Consider the following 23,998-nt stretch of genomic DNA (forward strand, 5'->3'; position numbering starts at 1 on the left):
AATGACCAGCCAAACAGCACTGAAGCCCGTCACCACAACCGCTCCTGTATCGGAGCGTGACATGGCGAACGCCATTCGTGCACTGGCGATGGACAGTGTCCAAAAGGCGAATTCGGGACACCCTGGCATGCCGATGGGCATGGCCGATGTCGCAACGGTGCTGTTCAACCGCTTCATCAATATCGACCCGTCGAGGCCGGACTGGCCCGACCGTGACCGTTTCGTGCTTTCAGCCGGCCATGGCTCGATGCTGCAATACGCGCTGCATCATTTGCTCGGCTATGAGGACATGCAGGTCGAGGAATTGCAGCGATTTCGGCAGTTGGGCAGCCGCACCGCCGGGCATCCGGAATACGGCCATGCGCTTGGCGTGGAGACCACCACCGGACCGCTCGGACAGGGCATTTCCACGGCGGTCGGCATGGCGCTGGCGGAACGCATGCTTGCCGCCCGCCACGGTGCCGATCTGGTCGATCATTATACCTATGTGATTGCGGGCGATGGCTGCCTTCAGGAGGGAATCAGTCACGAGGCGATAGACCTCGCTGGTCACCTGAGGCTTTCCCGCCTGATCGTCTTCTGGGACGACAATGCGATTTCCATTGACGGGCCGACCTCCCTCTCCACGTCGATGGACCAGCCGGCGCGCTTCAAGGCCGCCGGCTGGGATGTCCAAAGCGTCGCCGGCCACGACATGGAGGCAGTCGCCGCGGCAATCGAGGCGGCGCGGCGGTCGGATCGACCATCGCTGATTGCCTGCCGCACAGTGATCGGCATGGGTGCCCCCAATCTCGGCGGTTCCGAGAAGACGCACGGCGCACCGCTGGGTGAAGCAGAGATCGCCGCGACACGCGAAAACATCGGCTGGGCCCACGCGCCGTTCGAGGTGCCGGATGATATCCTCTTCGCCTGGCGCGAGATTGCCGGTCGCGGCGAAGCGATGCGGCGCGGCTGGGAGCAGCGGCTTGTGGCCTCGCCGCGGCGCGAGGCTTTCGAGAGCGCCGTCGCCGCCGAACTGCCCGACACGGTCTTCGAAGCGCTCGACGCCTTTCGCCGCGAACATGTCGAGAAGGCAACCAAGGTGGCGACGCGAAAAGCCTCCGAAATGGCGCTGGAGGCCATCAACGGCGTAACGGAATTGACCGTCGGCGGCTCGGCCGATCTGACGCATTCGAATCTGACGATCACCAAGGGCATGAACCGCATTGCGCCGGGTGATTATGCCGGCCGCTACATTCACTACGGCATTCGTGAGCACGGCATGGCGGCCGCCATGAACGGCATCGCGCTGCATGGCGGTTTCGTGCCCTATGGCGGTACGTTCCTGTGCTTCGCCGATTATGCGCGCGGCGCGATGCGGCTCTCGGCGCTCATGGGCCAGCACGTCATCTATGTGATGACACACGATTCCATCGGCCTCGGCGAGGACGGCCCGACGCACCAGCCGGTCGAGCACCTTGCGATGCTGCGTGCCACGCCTAGTCTCAACGTCTTCCGCCCGGCGGATGTCATCGAAACGGCGGAGTGCTGGGAACTCGCGCTAAAGAGCAAGGATCGGCCGAGCGTCCTGGTGCTGTCGCGCCAGAACCTGCCGATGCTGCGTCGGTCGCACAGTGACGAGAACCGCTCCTGCCAGGGCGCTTACGTCCTGCGCGAGCCGGCAAAGCACCGCGCCGTCACCCTGATCGCCACCGGCTCGGAAGTCGAGATCGCGGTTGCTGCCGCCGAAAGGCTGGAGACCGAGCATGGCGTCGCCGCCGCCGTCGTGTCGATGCCGTGCTGGGAGCTTTTCGAGGAGCAGGAAAGCGCCACCCGCAAGGCCGTTCTCGGCTCGGCGCCGCGCGTCGCGGTCGAAGCGGCAGCCCGGCTGGGCTGGGACCGCTGGATCGGCGAGACCGGCGCTTTCGTCGGCATGACCGGCTTCGGCGCCAGCGCCCCTGCCCCCGACCTCTACCGGCATTTCAACATAACGTCCGAAGCGGTTGCTGCAGCGGCGCTGAAGCTCATCATCTAGGAGGATTCACAATGGCTCGCATCACCCTTCGCCAGCTTCTCGACCATGCCGCCGAGCACGGCTACGGCGTTCCGGCATTCAACATCAACAACATGGAACAGGGCCTCGCCATCATGGAGGCGGCCAAGGCCTGCGACGCGCCAGTCATCATCCAGGCTTCACGTGGCGCCCGGTCCTATGCCAACGACATCATGCTGGCCAAGATGATGGAGGCGCTGACCGAAATCCACCCGGCCATCCCGCTATGCATCCATCAAGACCACGGCAACAGCGAGGCCACCTGCCTTTCCGCGATCCGCCACGGCTTCACCTCAGTGATGATGGACGGATCCCTGATGGCGGACGCCAAGACGCCGGCAAGCTACGACTACAACGTCGCCATAACCGAACGCGTCGCACGCATGGCGCATTGGGTCGGCGCTTCCGTCGAAGGCGAACTGGGCGTGCTCGGCTCGCTGGAAACCGGCCAAAGCGAGGCGGAGGATGGCCACGGCGCCGAGGGCGCGCTCTCTCACGACCAACTCTTGACCGATCCAGATCAGGCGGTCGATTTTGTGACCGCAACCCAGGTCGACGCGCTGGCGATTGCCTGCGGCACCTCGCACGGCGCCTACAAATTCACCCGCAAGCCGGACGGCGACATCCTGGCCATGCAGGTGATCGAGGCGATCCACGAGAAGCTGCCCAACACGCATCTGGTCATGCACGGCTCTTCCTCGGTGCCGCAGGAGCTGCAGGACATCATCAACAGATATGGCGGCGAGATGCCCCAGACCTTTGGCGTTCCGGTCGAGGAGATCGAGCGCGGCATCCGCTACGGCGTGCGCAAGGTCAACATCGACACCGATTGCCGCATGGCCATGGCCGGGCAGTTCCGCCGCGTCGCGACGGAAAACCCGCGCGAGTTCGATCCCCGCAAATTCCTGAAACCCGCCATGGATGCCTTGCGCGATCTCTGCCGGGACCGCTTCGAGCGTTTCGGTACGGCGTCCAACGCCTCGAAGATCAAGGTCATCGCCATGGACGAGATGGCGAAACGTTATGCCGCGGGAAAACTCGACCCCCATATCGCAACCGCGAAAGCCGCCTGAGCAACAAACAGGAGACCTGTCATGAACAAGATCGACATACTGCCAGCGGGGACGCTCAAGGAAGGCAAGGAACGCTACAAGTCAGGGGTCATCCCCTACAAGAAGATGGGCTATTGGGAGCCTGACTACAGGCCCAAGGAAACCGATCTGATCGCCATGTTCCGGATCACGCCGCAACCCGGTGTCGACCACGAGGAGGCGGCGGCCGCCATCGCCGGCGAATCTTCCACCGCGACGTGGACCGTGGTGTGGACCGACCGGCTGACCGCTTGCGAGCTCTATCGCGCCAAGGCGTTCAGATCCGAGCCGGTGCCGAACACCGGTCCCGGAACCAAAACCGAACAACAGTACTTCGCCTACATCGCCTACGACCTCGACCTGTTCGAGCCGGGCTCGATCGCCAATTTGACCGCCTCGATCATCGGCAATGTGTTCGGCTTCAAGGCAGTCAAGGCTCTGCGGCTGGAAGACATGCGTATCCCGGTCGCGTATCTCAAAACCTTCCAGGGGCCGGCGACCGGTATCGTGGTGGAGCGTGAGCGGCTCGACAAGTTCGGCCGGCCGCTGCTCGGCGCTACGACGAAGCCGAAGCTCGGCCTCTCGGGCCGCAATTACGGGCGCGTCGTTTACGAAGCGCTGAAGGGCGGCCTCGATTTCGTCAAGGACGACGAGAACATCAACTCGCAGCCCTTCATGCACTGGCGCGACCGCTTCCTCTACTGCATGGAGGCCGTGAACAAGGCGTCGGCTGCCACCGGCGAGGTCAAAGGCCATTATCTCAACGTCACCGCCGGCACGATGGAGGAGATGTACGAGCGCGCCGAATTCGCCAAGCAGCTTGGCTCCTGCATCGTCATGATCGACCTCGTCATCGGCTACACGGCGATCCAATCTATGGCCAAGTGGGCACGCCGCAACGACATGATCCTGCACCTGCACCGTGCCGGCAACTCGACCTATTCGCGCCAGAAGAACCACGGCATGAATTTCCGCGTCATCTGCAAATGGATGCGCATGGCCGGCGTCGACCACATCCATGCCGGCACGGTGGTCGGCAAGCTGGAGGGCGATCCGCTCATGATCAAGGGATTTTATGACACGCTGCGTGAGGAGCGCACGCCGCAGAACCTCGAAACCGGGCTGTTCTTCGATCAGGAATGGGCCTCGCTCAACAAGGTGATGCCCGTCGCCTCGGGCGGCATCCATGCCGGCCAGATGCATCAGTTGATCCACTATCTCGGCGAGGACGTCATCCTGCAGTTCGGCGGCGGCACAATCGGCCATCCGGACGGCATCCAGGCAGGCGCGACGGCCAATCGCGTCGCCTTGGAAGCGATGATCCTGGCCCGCAACGAGGGGCGCGATTATTTGCGCGAAGGAACCAAGATCCTCGAACAGGCGGCCAGATGGTGCACGCCGCTGAAGGCTGCCCTGGAGACTTGGAAGGACGTCACCTTCAACTACGAATCGACCGACACGGCCGACTTCGTGCCAACCGCAACGCCCAGCTTCTAGACGAAAGGAACCGTCGTCATGATGACCAATCCGGGAAACAAGGTCACGCAGGGACAGTTCTCGTTCCTGCCCGACCTGACCGACGAGCAGATTTCAGCGCAGATCAAATACGCGCTGAAGAACCATTGGGCGGTCAGCGTCGAGTACACGGACGATCCGCATCCGCGAAACACCTACTGGGAAATGTACGGCAACCCGATGTTCGACTTGAAAGACCCGGCGGGCATACTGCTCGAGGTCAACGCTTGCCGGAAAGCCTGTCCGAACATGTATGTGCGGGTGACCGCCTTCGATTCGACCAAGGGCTGGGAAGCGCCGCGCATGTCGTTCATTGTCAACCGGCCGCCCAGCGAACCCGGGTTCCGGCTGCTGCGCCAGGAGCGCGACGGCCGCAGCCAGGGTTATTCGATCGTGCCTTATGCGACCGACAGGCCCGAGGGCGAGCGGAGCTAGCCGAACCATGCTGAACGCGATGACCAAGGACGCTGCCGCACAGGACGCGACGGTTGATCTGCAGGCCGAGTTCGAGGCGTCCAACATCGACGAGGTGATGGACAAGCTCGACCGAGAACTCGTTGGCCTGAAGCCGGTCAAGACCCGCATCCGCGAGATCGCCGCTCTCCTCCTGGTCGACCGGCTTCGCCGCAAGTTCGGGCTGACCTCGGGCGCCCCGACGCTGCACATGAATTTCACGGGAAATCCCGGCACCGGAAAGACCTCCGTGGCGCTGAGGATGGCCGAAATCCTGCATCGTCTCGGCTATGTCCGCGAAGGCCACATGGTCGCCGTGACACGCGACGATCTCGTTGGCCAGTATGTGGGCCACACCGCGCCCAAGACCCGCGAGGTGATCAAGCGTGCCATGGGCGGCGTGCTTTTCATCGACGAGGCCTACTATCTCTACAAGCCCGAGAACGAACGCGACTACGGCCAGGAATCGATCGAAATCCTGCTGCAGTGCATGGAGAACAACCGTGACGATCTGGTTGTGATCCTTGCCGGCTACAAGAACAAGATGGACCGCTTCTTCGACAGCAATCCCGGTATGCGTTCGCGCATCGCCCACCATCTCGATTTCCCCGACTACGGTGTCAGCGAACTGAAATCGATCGCCGAGATTATGCTCGCGGAGCAGAATTATCGCCTCAGCGAGGCGGCATCCCGTGCGCTCGAAGAGTATCTTCCGATCCGCATGAGGCTGCCGCATTTCTCCAACGCGCGTTCGGTCCGCAATGGGCTCGATCGGGCACGGCTGCGCCAGGCCAACCGGCTTTTCGCATCGCGCAGCCGGGTGTTGACCAAGGCCGATCTTATCACCATCGAGGAATCCGACATTCGCGGCAGCCGCGTGTTCGCCGAAGGGAAACTCGAAGGCGAACCGGAGACGAAGATGCGCTGACAGGATGGAGCCGGCTGGCGCAGCGACCAACACCCGCAGACAGAATTGGAGACGACGACCATGGTCACCAGGACAATCATCGCACCCTCCGTGCTTTCCGCGGATTTCTCGCGGCTCGGCGACGAGGTCGAAGCTGTCGTGCGGGCGGGTGCCGACTGGATCCATCTCGACGTGATGGACGGCCACTTCGTGCCCAACATCACCTTCGGTCCGCCGGTGATCAAGGCGATCCGCGACCGAACGGACAAAGTCTTCGACTGCCATCTGATGATCGCGCCGGCCGACCCCTATCTGGCCGCCTTCGCCGACGCCGGCTGCGACATCATCACGGTGCACGCCGAGGCCGGGCCGCATCTCGATCGTTCCCTGCAGGCGATCAAAAATCTCGGCAAGAAGGCCGGCGTATCACTGAATCCTTCGACGCCGGAGAGCGCCATCGAATATGTGCTCGACAGGCTCGACCTGGTGCTTCTGATGACGGTCAATCCAGGCTTTGGCGGCCAGGCCTTCATTTCCGCGGTCATCGAGAAGATCAGGCGAATCAAGGCACTGGTTGGCCACCGCCCGATTGACATCGAAATCGATGGCGGCGTCACGGCCGAAACCGCCCCGCTGGTCGCCGCGGCCGGCGCCAATGTGCTGGTCGCCGGATCGGCCGTGTTCAAGGGCGGCACCGAGGCGGCCTATCGCGCCAACATTGGAGCCATCCGACAGACGGCCGACGGTGCGATCCGGAAAGCCGCATAAACCATTCCATCGGAGGCAAGCATGGCGGCCGTCCCCCCTGTCTGCGATTTCGGCTGGCGCGCCATCGATGCCGTTTTGCCTGGCGTCGACGGCAGGTCGCAATCGATCTTCAGCCAGGCCGGCCCGAACGGCCTGGTCGTGGCCTTCATCTGCAATCACTGCCCTTATGTGAAGGCGGTGATTTCACGTATCGTGCGCGATGCCAACGACCTCAAAGCCGAAGGTATCGGCTTTGTCGCGATCAACTCAAACGATGCCGATGCCTACCCGGAGGATTCCTTCGACCAAATGAAGCTATTCGCCACGACGAGCGGCTTCAGCTTCCCTTACCTGCACGACCAGCACCAAACTGTGGCGCGCGATTACGCAGCCGTGTGCACTCCCGATTTCTTCGGGTTCAACAGCGAGTTGGGACTGCAATATCGCGGTCGGCTGGACGCCTCGCGACGAGAAGCCGGAGCGCCCGGGCTGAGACGCGATCTGTTCGAGGCGATGAAGCAGGTTGCCCGAACCGGCGACGGGCCGCTGGACCAGATCGCCTCGATCGGCTGCTCGATCAAGTGGAAGGATGCCGCATGAACGTCGGCGCAGGTAGGCCGCTTCGATCGCCGAAGGCGATCCTGTTCGACCTCGACGGCACGCTGGTCGACTCGGCGCCAGACATAGCGGCCGCAGTCAACGAATTGCTGGCCAGCCGCGATCTGCCGCCGCTGCGCCTGGATCAGGTCACGGCCATGATCGGCGGCGGCGTCAGGAAATTGATCGAGCGAGCCTTCGCGGCGTCGGGAGCGCCACTGCTCGGCAACGCTCTCGATGAGGCCAACCGCGTCATGGCGCCTATCTACCGCCGGCATCTGACCGGCCTGACAAGGCTGATGCCTGGCGTCAGGGAGGCTCTCACCCACTTTCATTTGGGCGGAGTAAGCATGGGGGTGGCAACCAACAAGCCGCAGTTGGCGACCCGCGAAATCCTGCTTCATTTCGGATTGACGGAATATTTCGGTGCCATCGTTGGCGGAGACGCGGTGACATACCTGAAACCGGCGCCCGATGCCCTGCTGCTGGCGTTGGCACAGCTTGGGGTCGACCCGGGTGACGCGCTGCTGGTCGGAGACAGTGGTGCTGACCTGGGCGCCGCACGCGCCGCCGGCATGCCCGTCATTCTATTGCGCGGCGGCTACAGCCACATTCCGGTGGAAGAGCTTGGCGCCGACCTTGTTTGCAACAGCCTTTTCGATCTGCCTTCAGCAATGCAGAGGCTGCAAGCCGATGCGTGATCGAGGCGAACGCCGGCCGAACGCAAGTTCGAACGGCCGGCGGCGCGCTATTTCGAGAATTGCTTCAGATAGGCGATGACATTGGCGATGTCTTCGTCCTGTTTGAGGCCGACAAACGCCATCTTCGTTCCTTTGACCATGGCCTTGGGATCGTGAAGGTAAGTCTTCAGCGTGGGTTCATCCCATTTGACGCCGGACTTGCCTGCCGCGACCATCGCCTGAGAATAGCTGAACCCCGGGTGCGTGCCGGCCGTTCGGCCTATGACGCCGTTCAACGACGGGCCGACCTTGTTCTTGTCCTGGTCGGCGACGTGGCAGACCTTGCATTTGGCGAAGACCTTCTCACCCGCCGCCGCATCCTGTGCCTGGGATTGGCTCGCGATGAAGGGCACAACGGACATGACTGCGAAAAATGCGATTGCGCGCATGGCATTTCCTCATTGATCGTCTGGGTGCCCTGGACGATTTGCGCATGCCGATCCTTTGATCCGTCGGTATGCGCCTTACGCGGTGGAGTGGAAATTCCGCTTCTCCCGTGGAGCCGCGCCGCGTGATTCAGAAGCTAATTGGCATGTTGTGAAAGTCAATCGTACAAAGGTTTAGAGGCCTGGGTGCTCAACAGACCCGTCCATTCGTCTTTGTTGACGGTGATCCGGCGAGCGCGTAGCTTGACCTCATTCCGGTTTCTCCATTGGCACCTCGGGAAATCCGGCAAACGGTGATTTTGCCCTCGCTTCTGGTTGGGCTCGCCGGAATGGGCGTTTGGGAACGCGCAAGAGGTGCTGAATGGATATGGTCGATCTTATATTGACGGTTTGCCTCAGCGCCAATCCGAACAATTGCCGAGACGAGCATCTCTATTTCGAGAGCCGCGGCACTCTGTTCCAATGCATGATCCTTGCCCCCAGCGAAATCGCCAAATGGTCTCAAGAACACCCGGCCCTCAAGGTCATGCGCTGGAAATGCGCGTTTCCGAGCAAGGAACGAGCCATCTGATTTGGCAGCGCGGAACCCTGGGGAGGAGGTGTCATGATGGTTTCACGGCGCATGACGCTGCGTCTAGGGGTTCTCGGGACAGCCGCTGTTCTTGCTACCAAGCCGGGCGTTGCGGCAGCCAGGATTCGCCTCGGTGTGCTGAAGTTTGGAACCGTGAGTTGGGAGCTCGATACGCTAAGGCAGCACAAATTCGATGCCGCCAACGGGATCGGTCTGGAGATCATCGACTTCGCCGGCGAAGATGCGACCAACGTCGCGATGCTGGCTGGCGCGATCGACATGATCGTCTCCGACTGGCTGTGGGTCTCGCGCCAGCGCTCCGAAGGCGGCGACCTCACATTGACCCCCTATTCGACCGCGGTGGGTGCGATCATGGTGAAGGAGGGTTCGCCGATCCAGACGGTCGCCGATCTCAAGGACAAGAAGATCGGCGTCGCCGGCGGCCCGCTCGACAAGAGTTGGCTGCTGATACAAGCGCTGACCAGACGCGATCTCGGCGTCGACCTGTCGGCAACCAGCGACATCGTCTTTGGCGCGCCGCCGCTGATTTCGGAAAAGGCGATACAGGGCGAACTCGATGCAGTGCTGAATTTCTGGCATTTTTGCGCGCGTCTCGAGGCCAATGGCTTCCGTCGATTGATCGGCGTGAATGACGCGGCAAAGGCGCTCGGGGCTCTGGGACCCGTGTCGGCGCTCGGTTACGTCTTCCATGACCAATGGGCCAACGAGAACCCCGATGCCGTCAGGGGTTTCGTGAGGGCCTCCGCGCAAGCCAAGGACTTGCTGGCCAGATCCGATGACGAATGGCTGCGCCTGGCGCCGATCATTCGCGCGGAAGGCAAGGAACTGGAAAAGCTGCGCGATCGCTACCGCCAGGGCATTCCCAGACGGTCTATCGCCGACGAAGCGGCCGACGCCACCAGGCTATACCATGTGCTTGCGGCGATCGGCGGCGCGAAGCTTGTCGGCAGCGCGCCGGAAATGGCGCCCGGCACGTTCTGGCAGGAACCCGAGAAATGACCGCATTGGGAACCGACGGCACGCGTGATGCCCCGCCGACCATGTCCGGCCGACGCAATCTGGCGACGGCACTCATGCCCGCGCTGACCGTAGCGGTCTCCCTGCTCGGGCTTTGCCTGCTGTGGAACCTTGCGGCAAGTGTCTGGCCAAGCCGTGCCTTTCCAGGACCTGGGCAGGTCTGGCAGGTGCTTCTCAGGGAGGCTGCGAGCGGCGACCTTTTTTACCATCTCGGCGTGACCCTCGGCCGGGTCGCCGCGGCATATATCGTCGCTATGATCATCGGATCCGTCATCGGCGTTTTGCTCGGCAGCCATCGTCGCGTCGACCGTTTTTTCAACCCGTGGGTGATCCTGTTCCTCAACATCCCGGCGCTGGTGGTCATCGTCCTCGGCTACATCTGGTTCGGCCTCAACGAGGTGGCGGCGATCGGCGCGGTGGCGGTGAACAAGATCCCGAATGTCGTGGTGACGATGCGCGAAGGCGCAAGGGCGCTTGATCCAAATTACGCCGAAATGGCCACCGTCTATCGCTTCGGCCGCCTTGAACGCATCCGCCATATCCTGCTGCCGCAATTGCAGCCCTATCTTGCCGCCGCATCGCGATCCGGCATCGCCCTCATCTGGAAGATCGTCCTGGTCGTCGAGCTGCTCGGCCGCTCGAACGGTGTCGGCTTCCAGATCCATCTCTATTTCCAGCTCTTCGATGTCGCCGCCATTCTTGCCTACACGCTGGCTTTCGTGGCGGTGATGCTTGTCATTGAACTTCTCCTGGTGCAGCCCGTTGAACGACATGCAACCCGTTGGCGCCGTCGTCCCGCTTAAGGTCGACATCGCCGAAAAGACCTTCAGGTCCGCGCGAGGCGTCTCGATCACGGCGCTTCAGGACCTTTCCTTCGAGGTCAGGCAAGGCGAATTCGCCTGCTTGCTGGGACCGTCGGGCTGCGGCAAAACCACGACGCTGCGTATCCTGCTTGGCTTGGACAAAGACTTTTCCGGCTCCTTCCAGTTGCCGCAAGGAGGTTCGAACCGCATCGCCGCCGTATTCCAGGAACCGACCCTGCTGCCGTGGCGAACGGTGGAGCAGAATGTCAGGCTGGCGTTGCCGAAAAGCTTGAGAGCGAAAAATCTCGACAGGCTGTTCGACACGCTCGGCCTCGCCGGCATGCGCTCGCTCTATCCTGCCGAACTGTCGCTCGGCCTTGCGCGCAGGGCAGCACTTGCCAGGGCTTTCGCCACCGAGCCGGCGATGCTTTTCCTGGACGAACCCTTTGTCTCGCTCGACGAACATACCGCCGAGCGGCTTCGGCATCTGCTTTTGACCGTGTGGTCGGCACGGCCAACGACCGCCTTGATGGTGACGCACAATCTACGCGAGGCACTGATGCTGTCGGACCGCATCATCGTGCTCGCGCCGCGGCCAACCCATGTGCTCGGCGTGTTCGACGTACGGCTGCCACGGCAACATCGCAATTCGCAGGTGATGAGCGACCTTCTGCGGTCGTTCCATCATAGATTTCCGGACGTCACCTGATCGCCAGCAGGCGAAATGCATATCGGAGGCCTTCATGTCGGTTGATCTGCTAAGACGCAGGCTTGTGAGTGGCTTCGCCTGCACCGCCGCCAGCGCCGCCTTGCTGCCGTGCTGCCTCGGACGAGCAGTTCTGGCGGCAGGCGGCAGTTCTCGGTTCTCGGTCAGGCAAATCGCCGACGGCGTCTTCGCCTTCCAGGGCGCGGATGAGTTGATGACCGCCGCCAACGACGGTGCGATCTGCAATCTGGGCGCCGTCATCGGCACCGATGCGGTTGCCGTCATCGACAGCGGTGGCAGCCTGATCGAGGCGCACGCCTTTCTCGCCGCGATCGGAGAGCTGACAGCAAAGCCGGTTCGCTTCCTGGTCAACACCCACATGCATCCCGACCATATCTTCGGCAATGCGGCATTCCGGAAGATCGGCGCGACCATCGTCGGTCACCGCAATCTGCCGCGTGCTCTCGAGGCGCGTGGCGCGTTCTATCTGCACAACTATCGCGAACAGCTTGGCGAGGCGCTGATGGAGGGGATCGAGATCGTGTCGCCGACCATGCTGGTCGACCATCGCCTGCAACTCGACCTCGGCGGGCGCATGATCGAACTGCGGGCATGGAAGGCGGCGCACACCGACAACGACCTGACCGTGTTCGATCCCGCGACCAGAACGCTCTTTGCCGGCGATCTCGTGTTCATGGGCTCCTTGCCGACGCTCGACGGATCACTGCTTGGATGGCTCCGCCAGATGGATGCGCTCACCTCGATCGACGCCGCGCGCGTCGTTCCAGGTCATGGCCCTGTAACGGCCGACTGGCCACAGGCGCTGGCGGGGGAGCGACGCTATTTCGAGATTCTGGCGCGCGATATCCGAAAGGCGATCGCCGACGGAACGCCGCTGCGCGAAGCAGTTAAAACCGCGGGCGAAACCGAACGGGATAAGTGGCACCTGTTCGACGATTACAACGAGCGCAACGCAACGGCCGCATTTGCCGAACTCGAATGGGAATAGACGACACCGACATGCGTCAGGCACCTGTAACGCACGGCGATTTGCCAAGGCGTCGCCAAAGGCTTATTCTCAACGCCAGCCTGGGCACCACCTCTCTGCATTGGTGGAGGCATCGAAATGCAAAATCACGCTTATTCGAGCCGGCAGCTCGCTTTGCCGCTCGCATCCGTTTTCGTCGCGATCATCTTGGCCATCGGCACGCTGCTCGGCTCCCCGGGAGCCGCCAGCGCACAGCAAACAACCGCGTCCTCGGACAGGATCTGGCAGGATTTGAAGGGCGACGTGTTCGGCGATCGGGCAATTCTGGTCGATACCGGCGTCGTCAGGATCGAAGCGCCGAAGCGGGCGCAGGATGCCGCCATCGTGCCCGTCGACATCTATCTCGATCCAGCCAAGGCGCCGGACGGCATCAAATCCGTTACCTTGATCATCGATGCCAACCCTGCACCGGTGGCGGCAACGTTCCAGCTCGGCAAGGATGCCGGCGTGACGCATCTGTCGACGCGCGTGCGCGTCAACGACTATTCCTATCTGCGTGCGATCGCTGAGACGCAGGGCGGCCAACTCCATATGGCGCAGACCTTCGTCAAGGCGTCAGGCGGATGCTCCGCCCCTGCGGTCAAGAACCAGGACGAGGCCAACGCGACGATGGGCCAGATGAAGCTGCGCCAGTTCCCACCCAAAGAGACGATGACCAAGACCGAGGAACTGCAGTTGATGATCCGGCACCCTAACAATTCGGGGCTGCAGCGGGATCCGCTGACCCAGTATTTCATACCGGCGCATTTTGTCCAGAAACTGTCGATCTCCCAAGCCGGCCAGCCGATCCTCTCCATGGAAGGTGGAATATCGATTTCGGAAGACCCCAATTTCCGATTTGATTTCACCGTGCACGGCAACGGCGAAATCCAGGTCGAAGCGATCGATACGGATGGCAAGACATTTCGCAATCAGTGGCCGCTGGAGACAACGGGACTCTGAAGTCTCGATATCCTGTGCCGGACTGCCGGGTGCTTGCCAGCTTGACCCCGAAAGTGGAGCTTGTTTCGGGAAGATACTGTCCAGACAAAGGATGGAACTCCATCCGGCTTGCGGATTTGAGCAGGTTCTAAAAGCAGCGCACGTCGGCTTCCGACTGCGCGCGCTTCAATTCGGTACGGGCTGCCTTCGCCGGTGCACTTTCGCGAAACAGCCCCGCGTTTTCCCCTGTGGTCAAAGACATGCTCTTGAAAGTCTCGGCTCTCTCATAGTGGTCGTAGGGAAGGATCGAGGCGATGACGTCGATCGAGCAGGAACAGCTTTCCAGCGCCTGACGTGTCTGGCCGTTCGTCTGCATGCAGCCGAGCACGTAATCGGCAATCGTTGCTGTCGGGTAATCTCCCGCGGCGCCCGCCGGGTTTGCGAAGGCCAGCGGCGCGGCAAGGAGCAGCGGCAAAGTCGAAAATCCAACATATCTGATCACGGGAAAACCTCCGGTTGGCCTGGGCGCGATGCGCCCAGTCGGGATCACCGTGGCAGTTGGCAACGTGCCGCAGAGTCAGTCAAGCGCCCATGGCTTCCGTATACGACCAAAGGAGGAATGCAGTGCTGGTCGACGATGGTTCCGCATGGGGGCCCCATGGCCCGCTCCACGCTCCAACTCCAACGATCATCTCATGCTTGGCTCACTATCGTTTCCCAACGGGGCACGTACATGGCCAGGCCGAGACATCGAAGTGAATACCTCCAAATAAAATCCACACTTAGGTGAAATGTAAAACTCAAAAAATAATCAAATTTTATCCGGCCTACCGTTATTTCTCAATCAGAAATACTTCATCTAACAAATACTACCCCACTTATTTCCTTATATTGCGCCGCATCATTTACGATATTGCGGTGCAAAAAAACACCCAGGCTTTTTTGCTTGCCTAGCGTTTTGCGATGACATAGCCTCACCCTGTTTCCGGCTTCAAGGGCGTCACCGTCATTAGGGAGCGGCGACAGTCTTTCGTAGGCCAAGGTGAGGTGGGCAGTAACGGTGCCCTCTGCACATCTGGCTTAGGTCGTGACACGCTGCCGGAAATATTTCCCCCCCGTGAATCGCTTGGGCAAGCCCTTGTGGGCTCAGCAAATGATTCATCACTATGAACCTCGGGAGGAATTCGGATGCGTGTACTTACGAAAGCTACCTATATTCTAACCACTGCGGCGTTTCTGTCGCTCGGCGCGGCCTTTACGGCGTCGGCTAACGAGGACCTTGCAAAGCTGGCTTCGGATTCGAAGAACTGGGCAATGCAGACGGGTGACTACGCCAACACCCGCTATTCCAAACTCAACCAGATTACTGCGGACAATGTGAAGAACCTGCAGGTCAAGTGGACCTTTTCCACCGGCGTGCTACGAGGCCACGAGGGTGGACCGCTTATCATCGGCGATGTGATGTATGTTCACACGCCTTTCCCGAACAATGTCTTTGCGCTCGATCTCAAGAACGACGGAAAGATCCTCTGGAAATACGAACCCAAGCAGGATCCCAACGTCATTCCGATCATGTGTTGCGATACGGTCAATCGCGGCGTTGCCTATGGTGACGGCAAGATCATTCTCAATCAGGCCGACACCACGGTCGTCGCCCTCGACGCGAAGACCGGCAAGGTCGTCTGGTCGGTCAAGAACGGCGACCAGACCGATGGCGGCAAAGGCGAATCCGGTACGGCTGCCCCCGTCGTCGTCAAGGACAAGGTGCTCATCGGCGTATCCGGCGCCGAATTCGGCGTTCGCGGCTGGCTGGCCGCCTACAATCTGAAAGATGGCAAACTCGCCTGGAAAGCCTATTCGGAAGGTCCGGACGCAGACACCCTGCTCGATCCCGAAAAGACCACGCATCTCGGCAAGCCGGTGGGCAAGGATTCCGGCACGAACACCTGGGAAGGCGAGCAGTGGAAGACAGGCGGCGGCACGACATGGGGATGGTATTCCTATGATCCCAAGCTGAACCTGGTCTACTATGGCACCGGCAATCCCTCGACGTGGAACCCGGTACAACGCCCCGGCGACAATCGCTGGTCGATGACGATCATGGCCCGCGATGCGGATACCGGTGTTGCCAAATGGCTCTACCAGATGACCCCGCATGACGAATGGGACTATGACGGCATCAACGAGATGATCCTCGTCGATGGCATGGAGGTCAACGGCGCCAAGCACGACGTGCTGGTGCATTTCGATCGCAATGGTTTCGCCTACACCATGGATCGCGCCACCGGCGACCTTCTCGTCGCCAAGAAATACGATCCGGCCGTGAACTGGGCGACGGAAGTCGTCATGGACCCCAAGAGCGAACAATATGGTCGCCCGCAGGTCGTGGCGAAATATTCGACCCAGCAGAACGGCGAAGACACCAACTCGACGGGCATCTGCCCGGCGGCGCTTGGAACGAAGGACCAGCAGCCGGCGGCCTATTCGCCGAAGACCGGGCTGTTCTATGTCCCGACCAACCATGTCTGCATGGACTATGAGCCTTACAAGGTGAGCTACACCGCCGGTCAGCCTTATGTCGGCGCCACCGTGTCGATGTATCCCGCACCTGGCGGCGACGGCAACATGGGCAACTTCATTGCCTGGGATGCGGCCAAGGGTGAGATCGTCTGGTCGAAGCCCGAGCAGTTCTCGGTGTGGTCGGGCGCGCTGGCGACAGATGGCGACGTCGTCTTCTACGGTACACTCGAAGGCTACATCAAGGCGGTCGATAAGGACGGCAAGGAACTCTACAAGTTCAAGACCCCGTCCGGCATCATCGGCAACATCACGACCTACGAGCAGGGCGGCAAGCAATACATCGCCGTTCTGTCCGGCGTCGGTGGCTGGGCAGGTATCGGCCTGGCAGGCGGCCTGCTTTCGCCTGATAACGCCGCTGCCTGGCATGGCGCCGTCGATCAGGGCCGTGCCCAAGGCGACGAGGCCGCGGTCGTTGGCACCGCTGGTCTTGGTGCCGTCGGCGGCTACGCGGCACTTGCCGACTACACGACGCTGGGCGGTCAGCTCACCGTCTTCGGTCTCCCGGATTGATGCGCCGGGAACCTTGAGCACGCCTCGGGTCTTGTGAGACCAAAGGCTTGAAGAACGAGAGCCCGGATCATCCGGAAGCCATGTCCGGGCTCTCGATTCGGTTACGCACCCAAAAACACCGATCAATGCCGGTCGCGACAGCAAAACCGTGTCCATTGGCAAATGAAGGAAGCGTTTGAATGCCCGTTCGCATTGTAATTTCGGCTTTGGTCCTCGCTCTGCTGCCTCTGGCAAGCTCAGGCGTCGCCCAGGCCGACGACAGCATGGAAAAAGCCAAGGCGGTAAAGGAAGAAGGCGGCAAGTATTTGGATGCGGATGGAAATCCGACCTACAAGATCGAAAACGGAACCGTCGATTGGTACACGTTCAGCGGCTACCGCCGGTATCACTCCGATTGCCATGTCTGCCACGGACAGGACGCGACAGGTTCGAGCTATGCGCCGGCTTTGGTCAACAGCCTGAAAACCATGGATTACGCCACATTCCTCTCGATTGTCGCCGAAGGCCGCAAGAATGTTGGCGGCGGCAAGGAAAACGTCATGCCCGCCTTTGGCGACAACAAGAACGTCTATTGCTACCTGGACGATCTCTACGTCTATCTGCGCGCGCGCGCGGATGGCGCGGCGCCCCGCGGAAGGCCGCCCAAGCACGAAGACAAGGCTCAGGCGGCGAAGGATGCCGAAGCATCCTGCATGGGTGGATGACATGATTGGCCGCGATGCATTGAAGCTGCGCGTCGTTCTGCCGATCCTCGGCACACTCGCCTTGCTGCCGTCGAACGCGCAGGCGCAAAGCGCCGGCCTTGGCGCGGCGGGAGAACTGGTCGATCCCGACATTCTGCGCGTCTGCGCCGATCCCTCGAATATGCCCTTCACCGACAAGAGCGGCGAAGGATTCGAAAACAAGCTGGCCGAGCTGGTTGCCGCGAAAACCGGGCGCAAGTCCGTCTCCTACACCTGGTTTCCCACGATCACCGGCTTCGTGCGCAATACGTTGGGGGCCAACCGATGCGACATCATCATGGGCTATGCACAAGGCGATGAGCTGGTGCAGAACACCAACGCCTACTATCGCTCCGCCTATGTGCTGGTGCATCCAAAAAGCCACGATATGGAAGGTGTGGAAACGATCGAGGATCCCAGACTCACGGGCAAGACGATCGGCGTCGTTGAAAGCACGCCGCCAACCGCCAACATGGCCGCCAACAAGCTTCTGCGGACCGCCAAGATCTATCCGCTTGCGGTGGATACGCGCGTCACCCCATCCATGGGAGAGGTCATGATCAAGGACATGCTGGCACACAAGATCGATGCGGCGGTGCTGTGGGGACCGATGGCAGGTTACTATGCCAAGGAGCTCGGAGCTGATGTGACGATCGTTCCACTGGTGAAGGAAAAAACCGGCTCGCGCATGTCTTACCGCATCACCATGGGCGTACGTCCGTCCGACCAGGAATGGAAGCGGACGCTCAACCGGGTGATCAGGGAAAACCAGGCGGAGATCACCAGGATCCTGCTGAGCTATAACGTGCCGCTGATCGACGAACACGACAACCTGATTACCCAATGAATGGAAGGGAGACTATTTTCTTGCTGGTCGCCGCGAGCCTTCTGGGTCTGACCGAGCCGACATGGGCTGGCGATGTCGTCGAACCCAGCGGTTTCCGGATGGACGACTATCGGGCGCCGGTGCCGCGGACGCTGCAAGGCGCGAGGGTGGTGACGACGGTGGAAGCGGAAGCGCTGTGGCGAGCGAAAAAGGCGATCTTCTTCGACGTGATGCCAGACACGCCCAAGCCGGCCAATTTGCCGCCAGGAACCATATGGAGGGACAAGGTCAGAAAGGACATTCCAGGCAGCACATGGCTGGCCAATGTGGGATACGGCGCTATTTCGCAGGAGACCGCCAGCTATTTTCGCCGAGGCCTCACGGCCAAGGCCGGGACGAACAAGTCGCGCGCGATTCTGTTCTACTGCATGACGAATTGCTGGATGTCGTGGAATGCGGCGAAACGGGCCGTCGAGTGGGGCTACAGTTCAGTAATCTGGTATCCGCTTGGCGCTGATGGGTGGGAAGATGCAAACCTGCCACTGGAGGAGAAAAAACCCTACGCCACGAACGATTGAAGTAAGGACTGCAATTATTCTCGATAGTTTGTTTTCAATTTTTCAAAACCTATTGTTTCATTTGTCCATTTTGAGACTTGATGGACGAGCCATTGCGTCGGTGCCCTGCAATGGTTGGCTAACGACAGGATCGGTCCCTTCGGGCTGGTATAAGAGGAGAAATGTCATGAAGAAGAACTGGAAAAAACCGACCATGTGTCAGGTTGCCGCTGGCTTCGAAATTTCACGGTATCTGCCTGCTGAAATTACTCCCAAGAAGTAGGCCGCAGAGGTGCGCGTCCCTGGCGACAGGGGCGCGCATCCCCTCGCCGCATGGGATTTTCGTGAAAGATTTTGACGCACGCAAAGCGTGCGAAGCGTTTTTTGTGACTGCAAATTGCCTGCAGGTCAGAGAAGCCGCCGCGCGGGCATTTTCATGCATTTGAAGATCATCGGATCGGCGGCGGGCGGCGGCTTTCCGCAATGGAACTGCAACTACCGTCTCAGTCGTGCGGCTCGCACCGGCATGGCCGGCGTACATTCACGAACCCAGTCAAGTGTCGCCGCCTCTGCGGACGGGTTCGGCTGGGTTCTTTTCAATGCCTCGCCCGACATTCGCCAGCAAATCGCTGCAACACCTGAACTGCAGCCTGCGGGCGATGCGCCGCTGCGCTCGACGCCTATTCGCGCGGTGGTGCTGACCAATGCCGATGTCGATCATATCGCCGGACTGCTCAGCCTGCGCGAACGGCAGCCTTTCGCCATCTATGCAACGGCGCAGGTTCTGGCGACGCTGGAGGCGAATTCGATTTTCAACGTTCTCGATCCAGCGCTTGTGCCGCGGCGCATCCTGCCGCCGACGAAAGAATTGGCCATCTGCGATGCAGAAAGCCGCGAGACCGGCGTAATGATCGAGCCCTTTCCGGTGCCCGGGAAGATAGCACTCTATCTGGAGGATAGAGACCATCCGGATGCCAATTTCAGCTCCGACGCAGGTGATACGATCGGAGTCCGAATCGCCGGCATCGGCAGCCGCGGCTCCGTCTTCTATATTCCGGGCTGCGCGCGCATCGATGCGCGCTTACGCGCGCGTCTCGCCGATGCCGCCTGTCTTCTGTTCGACGGCACGGTCTATACCGACGACGAGATGATCGTCGCCGACGTCGGTCAGAAAACCGGCGCGCGCATGGGGCATCTGGCGATCTCGGGAGAATTGGGTTCGATCGCCGGCTTGGCCGATGTGAAGGTTAGCCGCCGTGTCTTCGTCCACATCAACAACACCAACCCCATCCTAGACGAGAACTCCGCCGAACACGCGGCGGTCAAGGCGGCAGGCTGGGAAATCGCAAGCGACGGTATGGAGATGGAATTTTGAGCGACTTCCGCGATGCAGCAAAAGGCGGACTCTCCACGAGCGCTCTCGAAGCCGTATTGAGGCAGGTTGGCGCCGAGCGCTATCACAATCGCCATCCCTTTCACCACAGGATGACCAGCGGCGCGTTGTCGAAAGCCGAGATGAAGGCCTGGGCGCTGAACCGCTATTGCTATCAGGCGGTCATCCCGCGCAAGGATGCCATGATACTCGTACATGCCGAGGATCCAGCGTTTCGCGCCGCGTGGCGCAAGCGGATCGAGGATCATGACGGCGAGGACGGCTGGAGCGGCGGTATCGCGCGCTGGCTGCATCTGGCAACTTCGCTCGGCCTGGACGCCGAGGCCGTGAAGAGCGAAAGGCTGGCGCTGCCGGCGACGCGCTTCGCGGTGGGCGCTTACCTTTCCTTTTGTACAAACCGGACGCTGTTCGAGGCGGTCGCGTCGTCGCTGACCGAGATGTTCTCGCCACTCATCATCGGCGAGCGGGTGCCGGCAATGCTGGCCAAATACGACTACATCACCGAGGATACGCTGGCCTATTTCAAGCAACGGCCCGAACAGGCCTCGCGTGACGCCGACTTCGCCCTCGCCTACGTGCTCAGCCATGCCGATACGGCGGAGCGCCAGCAGCAGGCAATCGATGCACTGGTGTTCAAATGCGATATACTCTGGGCCATGCTTGATGCGCTTCAACACGCCTATGGCGAGCAGGGAAACATACCGCCCGGCGCCTTCCAGCCTGAGGCAGCCCTATGATGGCGCTGCGCGAAAGAGCCGTGGTGTCGCTGCGGTCGGTACCTTCGCTGCCGAAGCACGTGCGCATACAATACGACTCCGTGCGGCAGGCATTCGCCGTGCTTTCACCGGAAAAGATATTCTGGCCGAACGATGTCAGTCTCGACATATTGCGCCGCTGCGATGGACGGGCAACGGCACGTGACATCATTGCCGGCCTTGCCGCGGATTATGAGGCTGAACAGGAGGCCGTGGCGACCGACGTCATCGCCTTCCTGCAGGAATGGTCGGACAAGCTGCTGGTGAGGCTATGAGCACGCCCCTCCTCCCTCCAATCGGCATGCTGGCGGAACTGACGCATCGCTGCCCGCTGCAATGCCCTTATTGCTCCAATCCGCTCGAACTGCTGAAGGCCAATCGCGAACTCGACACAGAGACCTGGCTCGCCCTGTTCTCGGAGGCCGCCGATCTCGGAGTGCTCCAGGTGCATCTGTCCGGTGGCGAGCCGACACTGCGCCGCGACCTCGAGCAATTGATCGCCGGGCTTGCGGGGCGCGGCGTCTACACCAATCTGATTACCGCGGGCGTTGGCATCGTCGAGGGCCGTATCGAGGCATTTGCCGAAGCCGGTCTCGACCATCTGCAACTGAGCTTTCAGGGCGCGCGGCCGGCGACCACCGATCGCATCGGCAACCACAAGGGCGCTCACGAAAAGAAGCTGGAAACGGCACGCCGCGCGCGCGCTGCCGGTCTGCCTCTTACTATCAACGCGCCGATCCATCGCCATAACATCGAGGAAGTGCCGGAATTCATCGATCTCGCCCTTTCGCTGGGCGCGGAGAGGCTCGAGATCGCCAATGTGCAGTATGCCGGCTGGGCGTTGACCAATCGCGATCAACTGATGCCCGAGCGTGAAGCGGTCGACAGACAGGCGGAGATCGTCGCGGAGGCACAGGACCGGTTGGCCGGCATCATCAACATCGATTTTGTGACGCCGGACTATTTCGCGATCTATCCCAAACCGTGCATGGGCGGCTGGGCGCGTGACGCCTTCATGGTGACGCCTGACGGCACCGTATTGCCCTGCCATGCCGCACAGACGATCCCGTCGCTCAGCTTCGAGCGTTTCGAACCACGCAGACTGTCCTCGATCTGGGCCGATTCGCCGGCGTTCAATGCCTTTCGCGGCACGGACTGGATGCAGGAGCCGTGCCGTGGCTGTGACCGGCGCGAGATCGACTGGGGCGGTTGCCGCTGTCAGGCGATGGCGATCGCCGGCGATGCCGCTGCAACGGACCCGGCCTGCGCGAAATCACCGATCCATGCTCGCATGGCGATGCTGATCGACGAAGCCAAGCGCATTGCCACAGCTCCTTCCAGAGAAGAATCATTCGTCTACCGGCGGATCGGTGCCGTGACCGAATCCGCCTGACCAGTGTCATACCAGCCCGACCAGAAAGGCGGCGCCGCCGAGAAAGCCTGCCGAGCAGATCCATAGCAGCCCAAGCCCCCGGACCCGGCATTCGAGCACCGCCGAGCCGGGGTTGACGGGGTCATAGTGAACGTCGACCTTGCTACCTTCGACATATTGCCGTGCCTGGCCGCCGACGAGGCCGGGCAGCGAGGCGGTCACGGTGGCGCCGAAGGTCACACGATCGGCGCTGTAGCGCTGGCCGGCGACGCCATAGGAGTAGACGATGCGGGATTTGAAGACGGTGCGCCAGCGGCCATAGCCTGAATGGTTTCGGAGCGCCTGCAGACCTGAAGTGTCGATGCGGCCAGCGACGATCGGCCATTTTGCCGCCTGCTCGGCTAACGCTTTCTGGGCGAAACCCATGCTCAGGATGAACAAGCCCATAAAAAGCAGCAACGCCGCGGCACCGAGATTCTGCGGCTTGGGCAAATGCGGCCCGATCGCTTCCAGAACACCGCCGACGGAAAACACCAGCACAACCGCGCCGATCACCAATCCTGCCGAAAGTTGGACCATGAACTTGAAGGCGCCGTCCGGCAGTGTGCGCTCGATCACGGCTTTGCTCGGATCGGCCGGATTGTAGAAGACAGTCACCTCCGCGCCGCGGGGAAACTGGGCAAGGGTCTCAGTGACTTCGAAATTTCCCAAATTCTCCTTCACGCTGTAGCGCGAGCTTTGAAATTTCTTGTTGCCCACCTTGTATTCGAAGATGATCGCCGGAAAATTGCGCATTTCGGTGGTATCGGTGCTGTCCGAACCAACGCCCGAGTTTCTGACCTCACGTGCCTCGACGCGCGAGGAAATGATCTTTCCCGGCGTCGGCAGCCAGCGGCTGAGCGCTTTCACCTCTCGCCATTTCATGAAGGTGATGAACGACAGCGCGCCCGCGACCACGCAGGCAAAGCCGACAAGCATGATCTTGAGTTCCAACTCGTCTCCCCCCAGGAGTGCAGGAACCCGCACATAGACAGCATGGCGGCGGCAATGTCTTGCTTATTCGCGAAATCTGAAAAGGCTGAGCAGCGCAAACGGCAACAGCCCACGCCGCGTCATGCAGGCTTCACGGCCAGGAACGTGTTCCATTCTTCGCTATTGCGGCCGACGTTGAAATCGGCCCTGATGAGGACCAGCCCGGCGCCTTCGAGACGGGCCGCGAAGTCGTCCCTGCGCCAGTAGACCATGTGATATTCGCCTGAGGTCTCGCCGTCGCCATTGCGCATCGAGACGAGGAAGGCGCCGCCCGGGCGCAGCGACCCAGCTATCTTGGCAAGCACCTGGTCGGTCTCGTCGCGAGGCACATGGATGAGGACGCATAGGGCCAGGACCGCGTCGTAGGGGCCGCCGAGATCATCGGTGATGAGATCGAGCAACTCGCCATGCCTGCCACGCGCGGCCTGCAGTTCCAGAAACCGTTTGGTCGCGTCGGTGCGCCGCACCGTGACGCCCAAAGTCTCCAGAAAATCCGCGTCGTATCCAGCTCCGGATCCGACTTCCAAAATCCGGCCGCCTGCACCGGCGATTGCCACCAGGCGCTTCAGCGATGCCTGCTCTCTCTCATTGGGAACATGGCGCACGATGGCATCATATTGTTCCGCATAATCCTCGTAAGCGCTGATCGTTTGACGGCTCTGCGCCAGAGCCTCCGATGACACACCCATCTTTCCT

General features: G+C 61.2%; 26 protein-coding genes. 22 read left to right on the forward strand and 4 right to left on the reverse strand.

The features are described from left to right. The first annotated feature begins 1 nt into the window (after nucleotide 1). Genes tkt through gph form a run of 8 tightly spaced genes read left to right on the forward strand, consistent with a single transcriptional unit; the run spans nucleotide 2 to nucleotide 8,043 of the window. On the forward strand, nucleotides 2-2,014 hold the full coding sequence (tkt, locus tag EOA13_RS14040) for a transketolase (protein WP_127293352.1): 2,013 nt from the start codon (nucleotides 2-4) through the stop codon (nucleotides 2,012-2,014). Nucleotides 2,015-2,025: 11 nt separating this feature from the next. After that, complete coding sequence (fba, locus tag EOA13_RS14045) at nucleotides 2,026-3,105, forward strand: class II fructose-bisphosphate aldolase (protein ID WP_127259704.1); 1,080 nt, start codon at nucleotides 2,026-2,028, stop codon at nucleotides 3,103-3,105. Nucleotides 3,106-3,126: 21 nt separating this feature from the next. Then, nucleotides 3,127-4,620, forward strand: coding sequence for a ribulose-bisphosphate carboxylase large subunit (locus EOA13_RS14050; RefSeq protein WP_013532056.1), 1,494 nt, complete (start codon nucleotides 3,127-3,129; stop codon nucleotides 4,618-4,620). An 18-nt stretch (nucleotides 4,621-4,638) separates the two neighbouring features. Further along, nucleotides 4,639-5,073 (forward strand): ribulose bisphosphate carboxylase small subunit, encoded by a 435-nt coding sequence (locus tag EOA13_RS14055; protein ID WP_013532057.1) that lies wholly within the window; start codon nucleotides 4,639-4,641, stop codon nucleotides 5,071-5,073. Between the two features lie 7 nt (nucleotides 5,074-5,080). After that, nucleotides 5,081-6,019: a CbbX protein gene (cbbX, locus tag EOA13_RS14060; protein ID WP_127293354.1), complete on the forward strand. Its 939-nt coding sequence runs from the start codon at nucleotides 5,081-5,083 to the stop codon at nucleotides 6,017-6,019. Between the two features lie 60 nt (nucleotides 6,020-6,079). Then, nucleotides 6,080-6,766 (forward strand): ribulose-phosphate 3-epimerase, encoded by a 687-nt coding sequence (gene rpe, locus EOA13_RS14065; RefSeq protein WP_127293356.1) that lies wholly within the window; start codon nucleotides 6,080-6,082, stop codon nucleotides 6,764-6,766. Between the two features lie 21 nt (nucleotides 6,767-6,787). Continuing rightward, nucleotides 6,788-7,345 (forward strand): thioredoxin family protein, encoded by a 558-nt coding sequence (locus EOA13_RS14070; RefSeq protein WP_127293358.1) that lies wholly within the window; start codon nucleotides 6,788-6,790, stop codon nucleotides 7,343-7,345. Continuing rightward, nucleotides 7,342-8,043 carry a phosphoglycolate phosphatase gene (gene gph / locus EOA13_RS14075; RefSeq protein ID WP_127293360.1) on the forward strand — a complete coding sequence of 234 codons (702 nt, stop codon included), beginning with the start codon at nucleotides 7,342-7,344 and terminating at the stop codon, nucleotides 8,041-8,043. Before EOA13_RS14070 ends, gph begins: the two co-directional genes overlap by 4 nt. 47 nt (nucleotides 8,044-8,090) lie before the next feature. On the opposite strand, the gene EOA13_RS14080 is transcribed toward gph, so the two are convergent. Beyond that, nucleotides 8,091-8,471 (reverse strand): cytochrome c family protein, encoded by a 381-nt coding sequence (locus tag EOA13_RS14080; RefSeq protein ID WP_024504374.1) that lies wholly within the window; start codon nucleotides 8,469-8,471, stop codon nucleotides 8,091-8,093. A 358-nt stretch (nucleotides 8,472-8,829) separates the two neighbouring features. On the opposite strand from EOA13_RS14080, the gene EOA13_RS14085 reads away from it, so the two are divergent. From EOA13_RS14085 to EOA13_RS14110, 6 genes are all read left to right on the forward strand, one after another. Beyond that, nucleotides 8,830-9,039 (forward strand): hypothetical protein, encoded by a 210-nt coding sequence (locus tag EOA13_RS14085; RefSeq protein WP_127293363.1) that lies wholly within the window; start codon nucleotides 8,830-8,832, stop codon nucleotides 9,037-9,039. Nucleotides 9,040-9,072: 33 nt separating this feature from the next. Next, entirely contained in the window at nucleotides 9,073-10,059 is a 987-nt protein-coding gene (locus tag EOA13_RS14090; RefSeq protein ID WP_127293365.1) for an ABC transporter substrate-binding protein, read from the forward strand. Then, complete coding sequence (locus tag EOA13_RS14095; protein WP_127293367.1) at nucleotides 10,056-10,880, forward strand: ABC transporter permease; 825 nt, start codon at nucleotides 10,056-10,058, stop codon at nucleotides 10,878-10,880. Before EOA13_RS14090 ends, EOA13_RS14095 begins: the two co-directional genes overlap by 4 nt. Next, on the forward strand, nucleotides 10,849-11,589 hold the full coding sequence (locus EOA13_RS14100) for an ATP-binding cassette domain-containing protein (RefSeq protein WP_127293499.1): 741 nt from the start codon (nucleotides 10,849-10,851) through the stop codon (nucleotides 11,587-11,589). The genes EOA13_RS14095 and EOA13_RS14100 overlap by 32 nt, the downstream gene beginning before the upstream one ends. A gap of 34 nt (nucleotides 11,590-11,623) precedes the next feature. Then, a complete protein-coding gene (locus EOA13_RS14105) occupies nucleotides 11,624-12,595 on the forward strand; it encodes a quinoprotein relay system zinc metallohydrolase 2 (protein ID WP_127293369.1) in 972 nt (323 codons plus the stop codon). Nucleotides 12,596-12,712: 117 nt separating this feature from the next. Further along, on the forward strand, nucleotides 12,713-13,576 hold the full coding sequence (locus EOA13_RS14110; RefSeq protein ID WP_127293371.1) for a quinoprotein dehydrogenase-associated SoxYZ-like carrier: 864 nt from the start codon (nucleotides 12,713-12,715) through the stop codon (nucleotides 13,574-13,576). A gap of 127 nt (nucleotides 13,577-13,703) precedes the next feature. Here the strand turns inward: EOA13_RS14110 and EOA13_RS14115 are convergent, their stop codons facing one another. Further along, a complete protein-coding gene (locus tag EOA13_RS14115) occupies nucleotides 13,704-14,057 on the reverse strand; it encodes a hypothetical protein (protein ID WP_023810388.1) in 354 nt (117 codons plus the stop codon). Nucleotides 14,058-14,743: 686 nt separating this feature from the next. On the opposite strand from EOA13_RS14115, the gene EOA13_RS14120 reads away from it, so the two are divergent. From EOA13_RS14120 to pqqE, 8 genes are all read left to right on the forward strand, one after another. Further along, a complete protein-coding gene (locus EOA13_RS14120; protein ID WP_127293373.1) occupies nucleotides 14,744-16,645 on the forward strand; it encodes a methanol/ethanol family PQQ-dependent dehydrogenase in 1,902 nt (633 codons plus the stop codon). Between the two features lie 179 nt (nucleotides 16,646-16,824). Further along, the gene (locus EOA13_RS14125; protein ID WP_127293375.1) at nucleotides 16,825-17,349 is read left to right on the forward strand and encodes a c-type cytochrome, methanol metabolism-related; all 525 of its coding nucleotides are present in this window, start codon (nucleotides 16,825-16,827) and stop codon (nucleotides 17,347-17,349) included. After that, nucleotides 17,321-18,214: a quinoprotein dehydrogenase-associated putative ABC transporter substrate-binding protein gene (locus tag EOA13_RS14130; RefSeq protein WP_127293377.1), complete on the forward strand. Its 894-nt coding sequence runs from the start codon at nucleotides 17,321-17,323 to the stop codon at nucleotides 18,212-18,214. Before EOA13_RS14125 ends, EOA13_RS14130 begins: the two co-directional genes overlap by 29 nt. Further along, a complete protein-coding gene (locus EOA13_RS14135; RefSeq protein ID WP_127293379.1) occupies nucleotides 18,211-18,771 on the forward strand; it encodes a PQQ-dependent catabolism-associated CXXCW motif protein in 561 nt (186 codons plus the stop codon). The genes EOA13_RS14130 and EOA13_RS14135 overlap by 4 nt, the downstream gene beginning before the upstream one ends. 415 nt (nucleotides 18,772-19,186) lie before the next feature. After that, nucleotides 19,187-20,125: a pyrroloquinoline quinone biosynthesis protein PqqB gene (pqqB, locus tag EOA13_RS14145; RefSeq protein ID WP_127293381.1), complete on the forward strand. Its 939-nt coding sequence runs from the start codon at nucleotides 19,187-19,189 to the stop codon at nucleotides 20,123-20,125. After that, a complete protein-coding gene (gene pqqC, locus EOA13_RS14150) occupies nucleotides 20,122-20,880 on the forward strand; it encodes a pyrroloquinoline-quinone synthase PqqC (protein WP_013532076.1) in 759 nt (252 codons plus the stop codon). Before pqqB ends, pqqC begins: the two co-directional genes overlap by 4 nt. After that, nucleotides 20,877-21,173: a pyrroloquinoline quinone biosynthesis peptide chaperone PqqD gene (gene pqqD / locus EOA13_RS14155; protein WP_127293383.1), complete on the forward strand. Its 297-nt coding sequence runs from the start codon at nucleotides 20,877-20,879 to the stop codon at nucleotides 21,171-21,173. Before pqqC ends, pqqD begins: the two co-directional genes overlap by 4 nt. Then, the gene (gene pqqE / locus EOA13_RS14160) at nucleotides 21,170-22,291 is read left to right on the forward strand and encodes a pyrroloquinoline quinone biosynthesis protein PqqE (RefSeq protein WP_127293385.1); all 1,122 of its coding nucleotides are present in this window, start codon (nucleotides 21,170-21,172) and stop codon (nucleotides 22,289-22,291) included. The genes pqqD and pqqE overlap by 4 nt, the downstream gene beginning before the upstream one ends. Nucleotides 22,292-22,297: 6 nt before the next feature. Here pqqE and EOA13_RS14165 read toward each other — a convergent pair whose 3' ends face one another. Both EOA13_RS14165 and EOA13_RS14170 read right to left on the reverse strand, forming a co-directional pair. Beyond that, nucleotides 22,298-23,263: a DUF3592 domain-containing protein gene (locus EOA13_RS14165; protein WP_245490374.1), complete on the reverse strand. Its 966-nt coding sequence runs from the start codon at nucleotides 23,261-23,263 to the stop codon at nucleotides 22,298-22,300. Between the two features lie 119 nt (nucleotides 23,264-23,382). After that, complete coding sequence (locus EOA13_RS14170; RefSeq protein ID WP_127293387.1) at nucleotides 23,383-23,991, reverse strand: class I SAM-dependent methyltransferase; 609 nt, start codon at nucleotides 23,989-23,991, stop codon at nucleotides 23,383-23,385. Nucleotides 23,992-23,998: the final 7 nt, after the last annotated feature.

The organism is Mesorhizobium sp. M7A.F.Ca.US.011.01.1.1, from assembly GCF_003998295.1.
Lineage (GTDB): Bacteria > Pseudomonadota > Alphaproteobacteria > Rhizobiales > Rhizobiaceae > Mesorhizobium.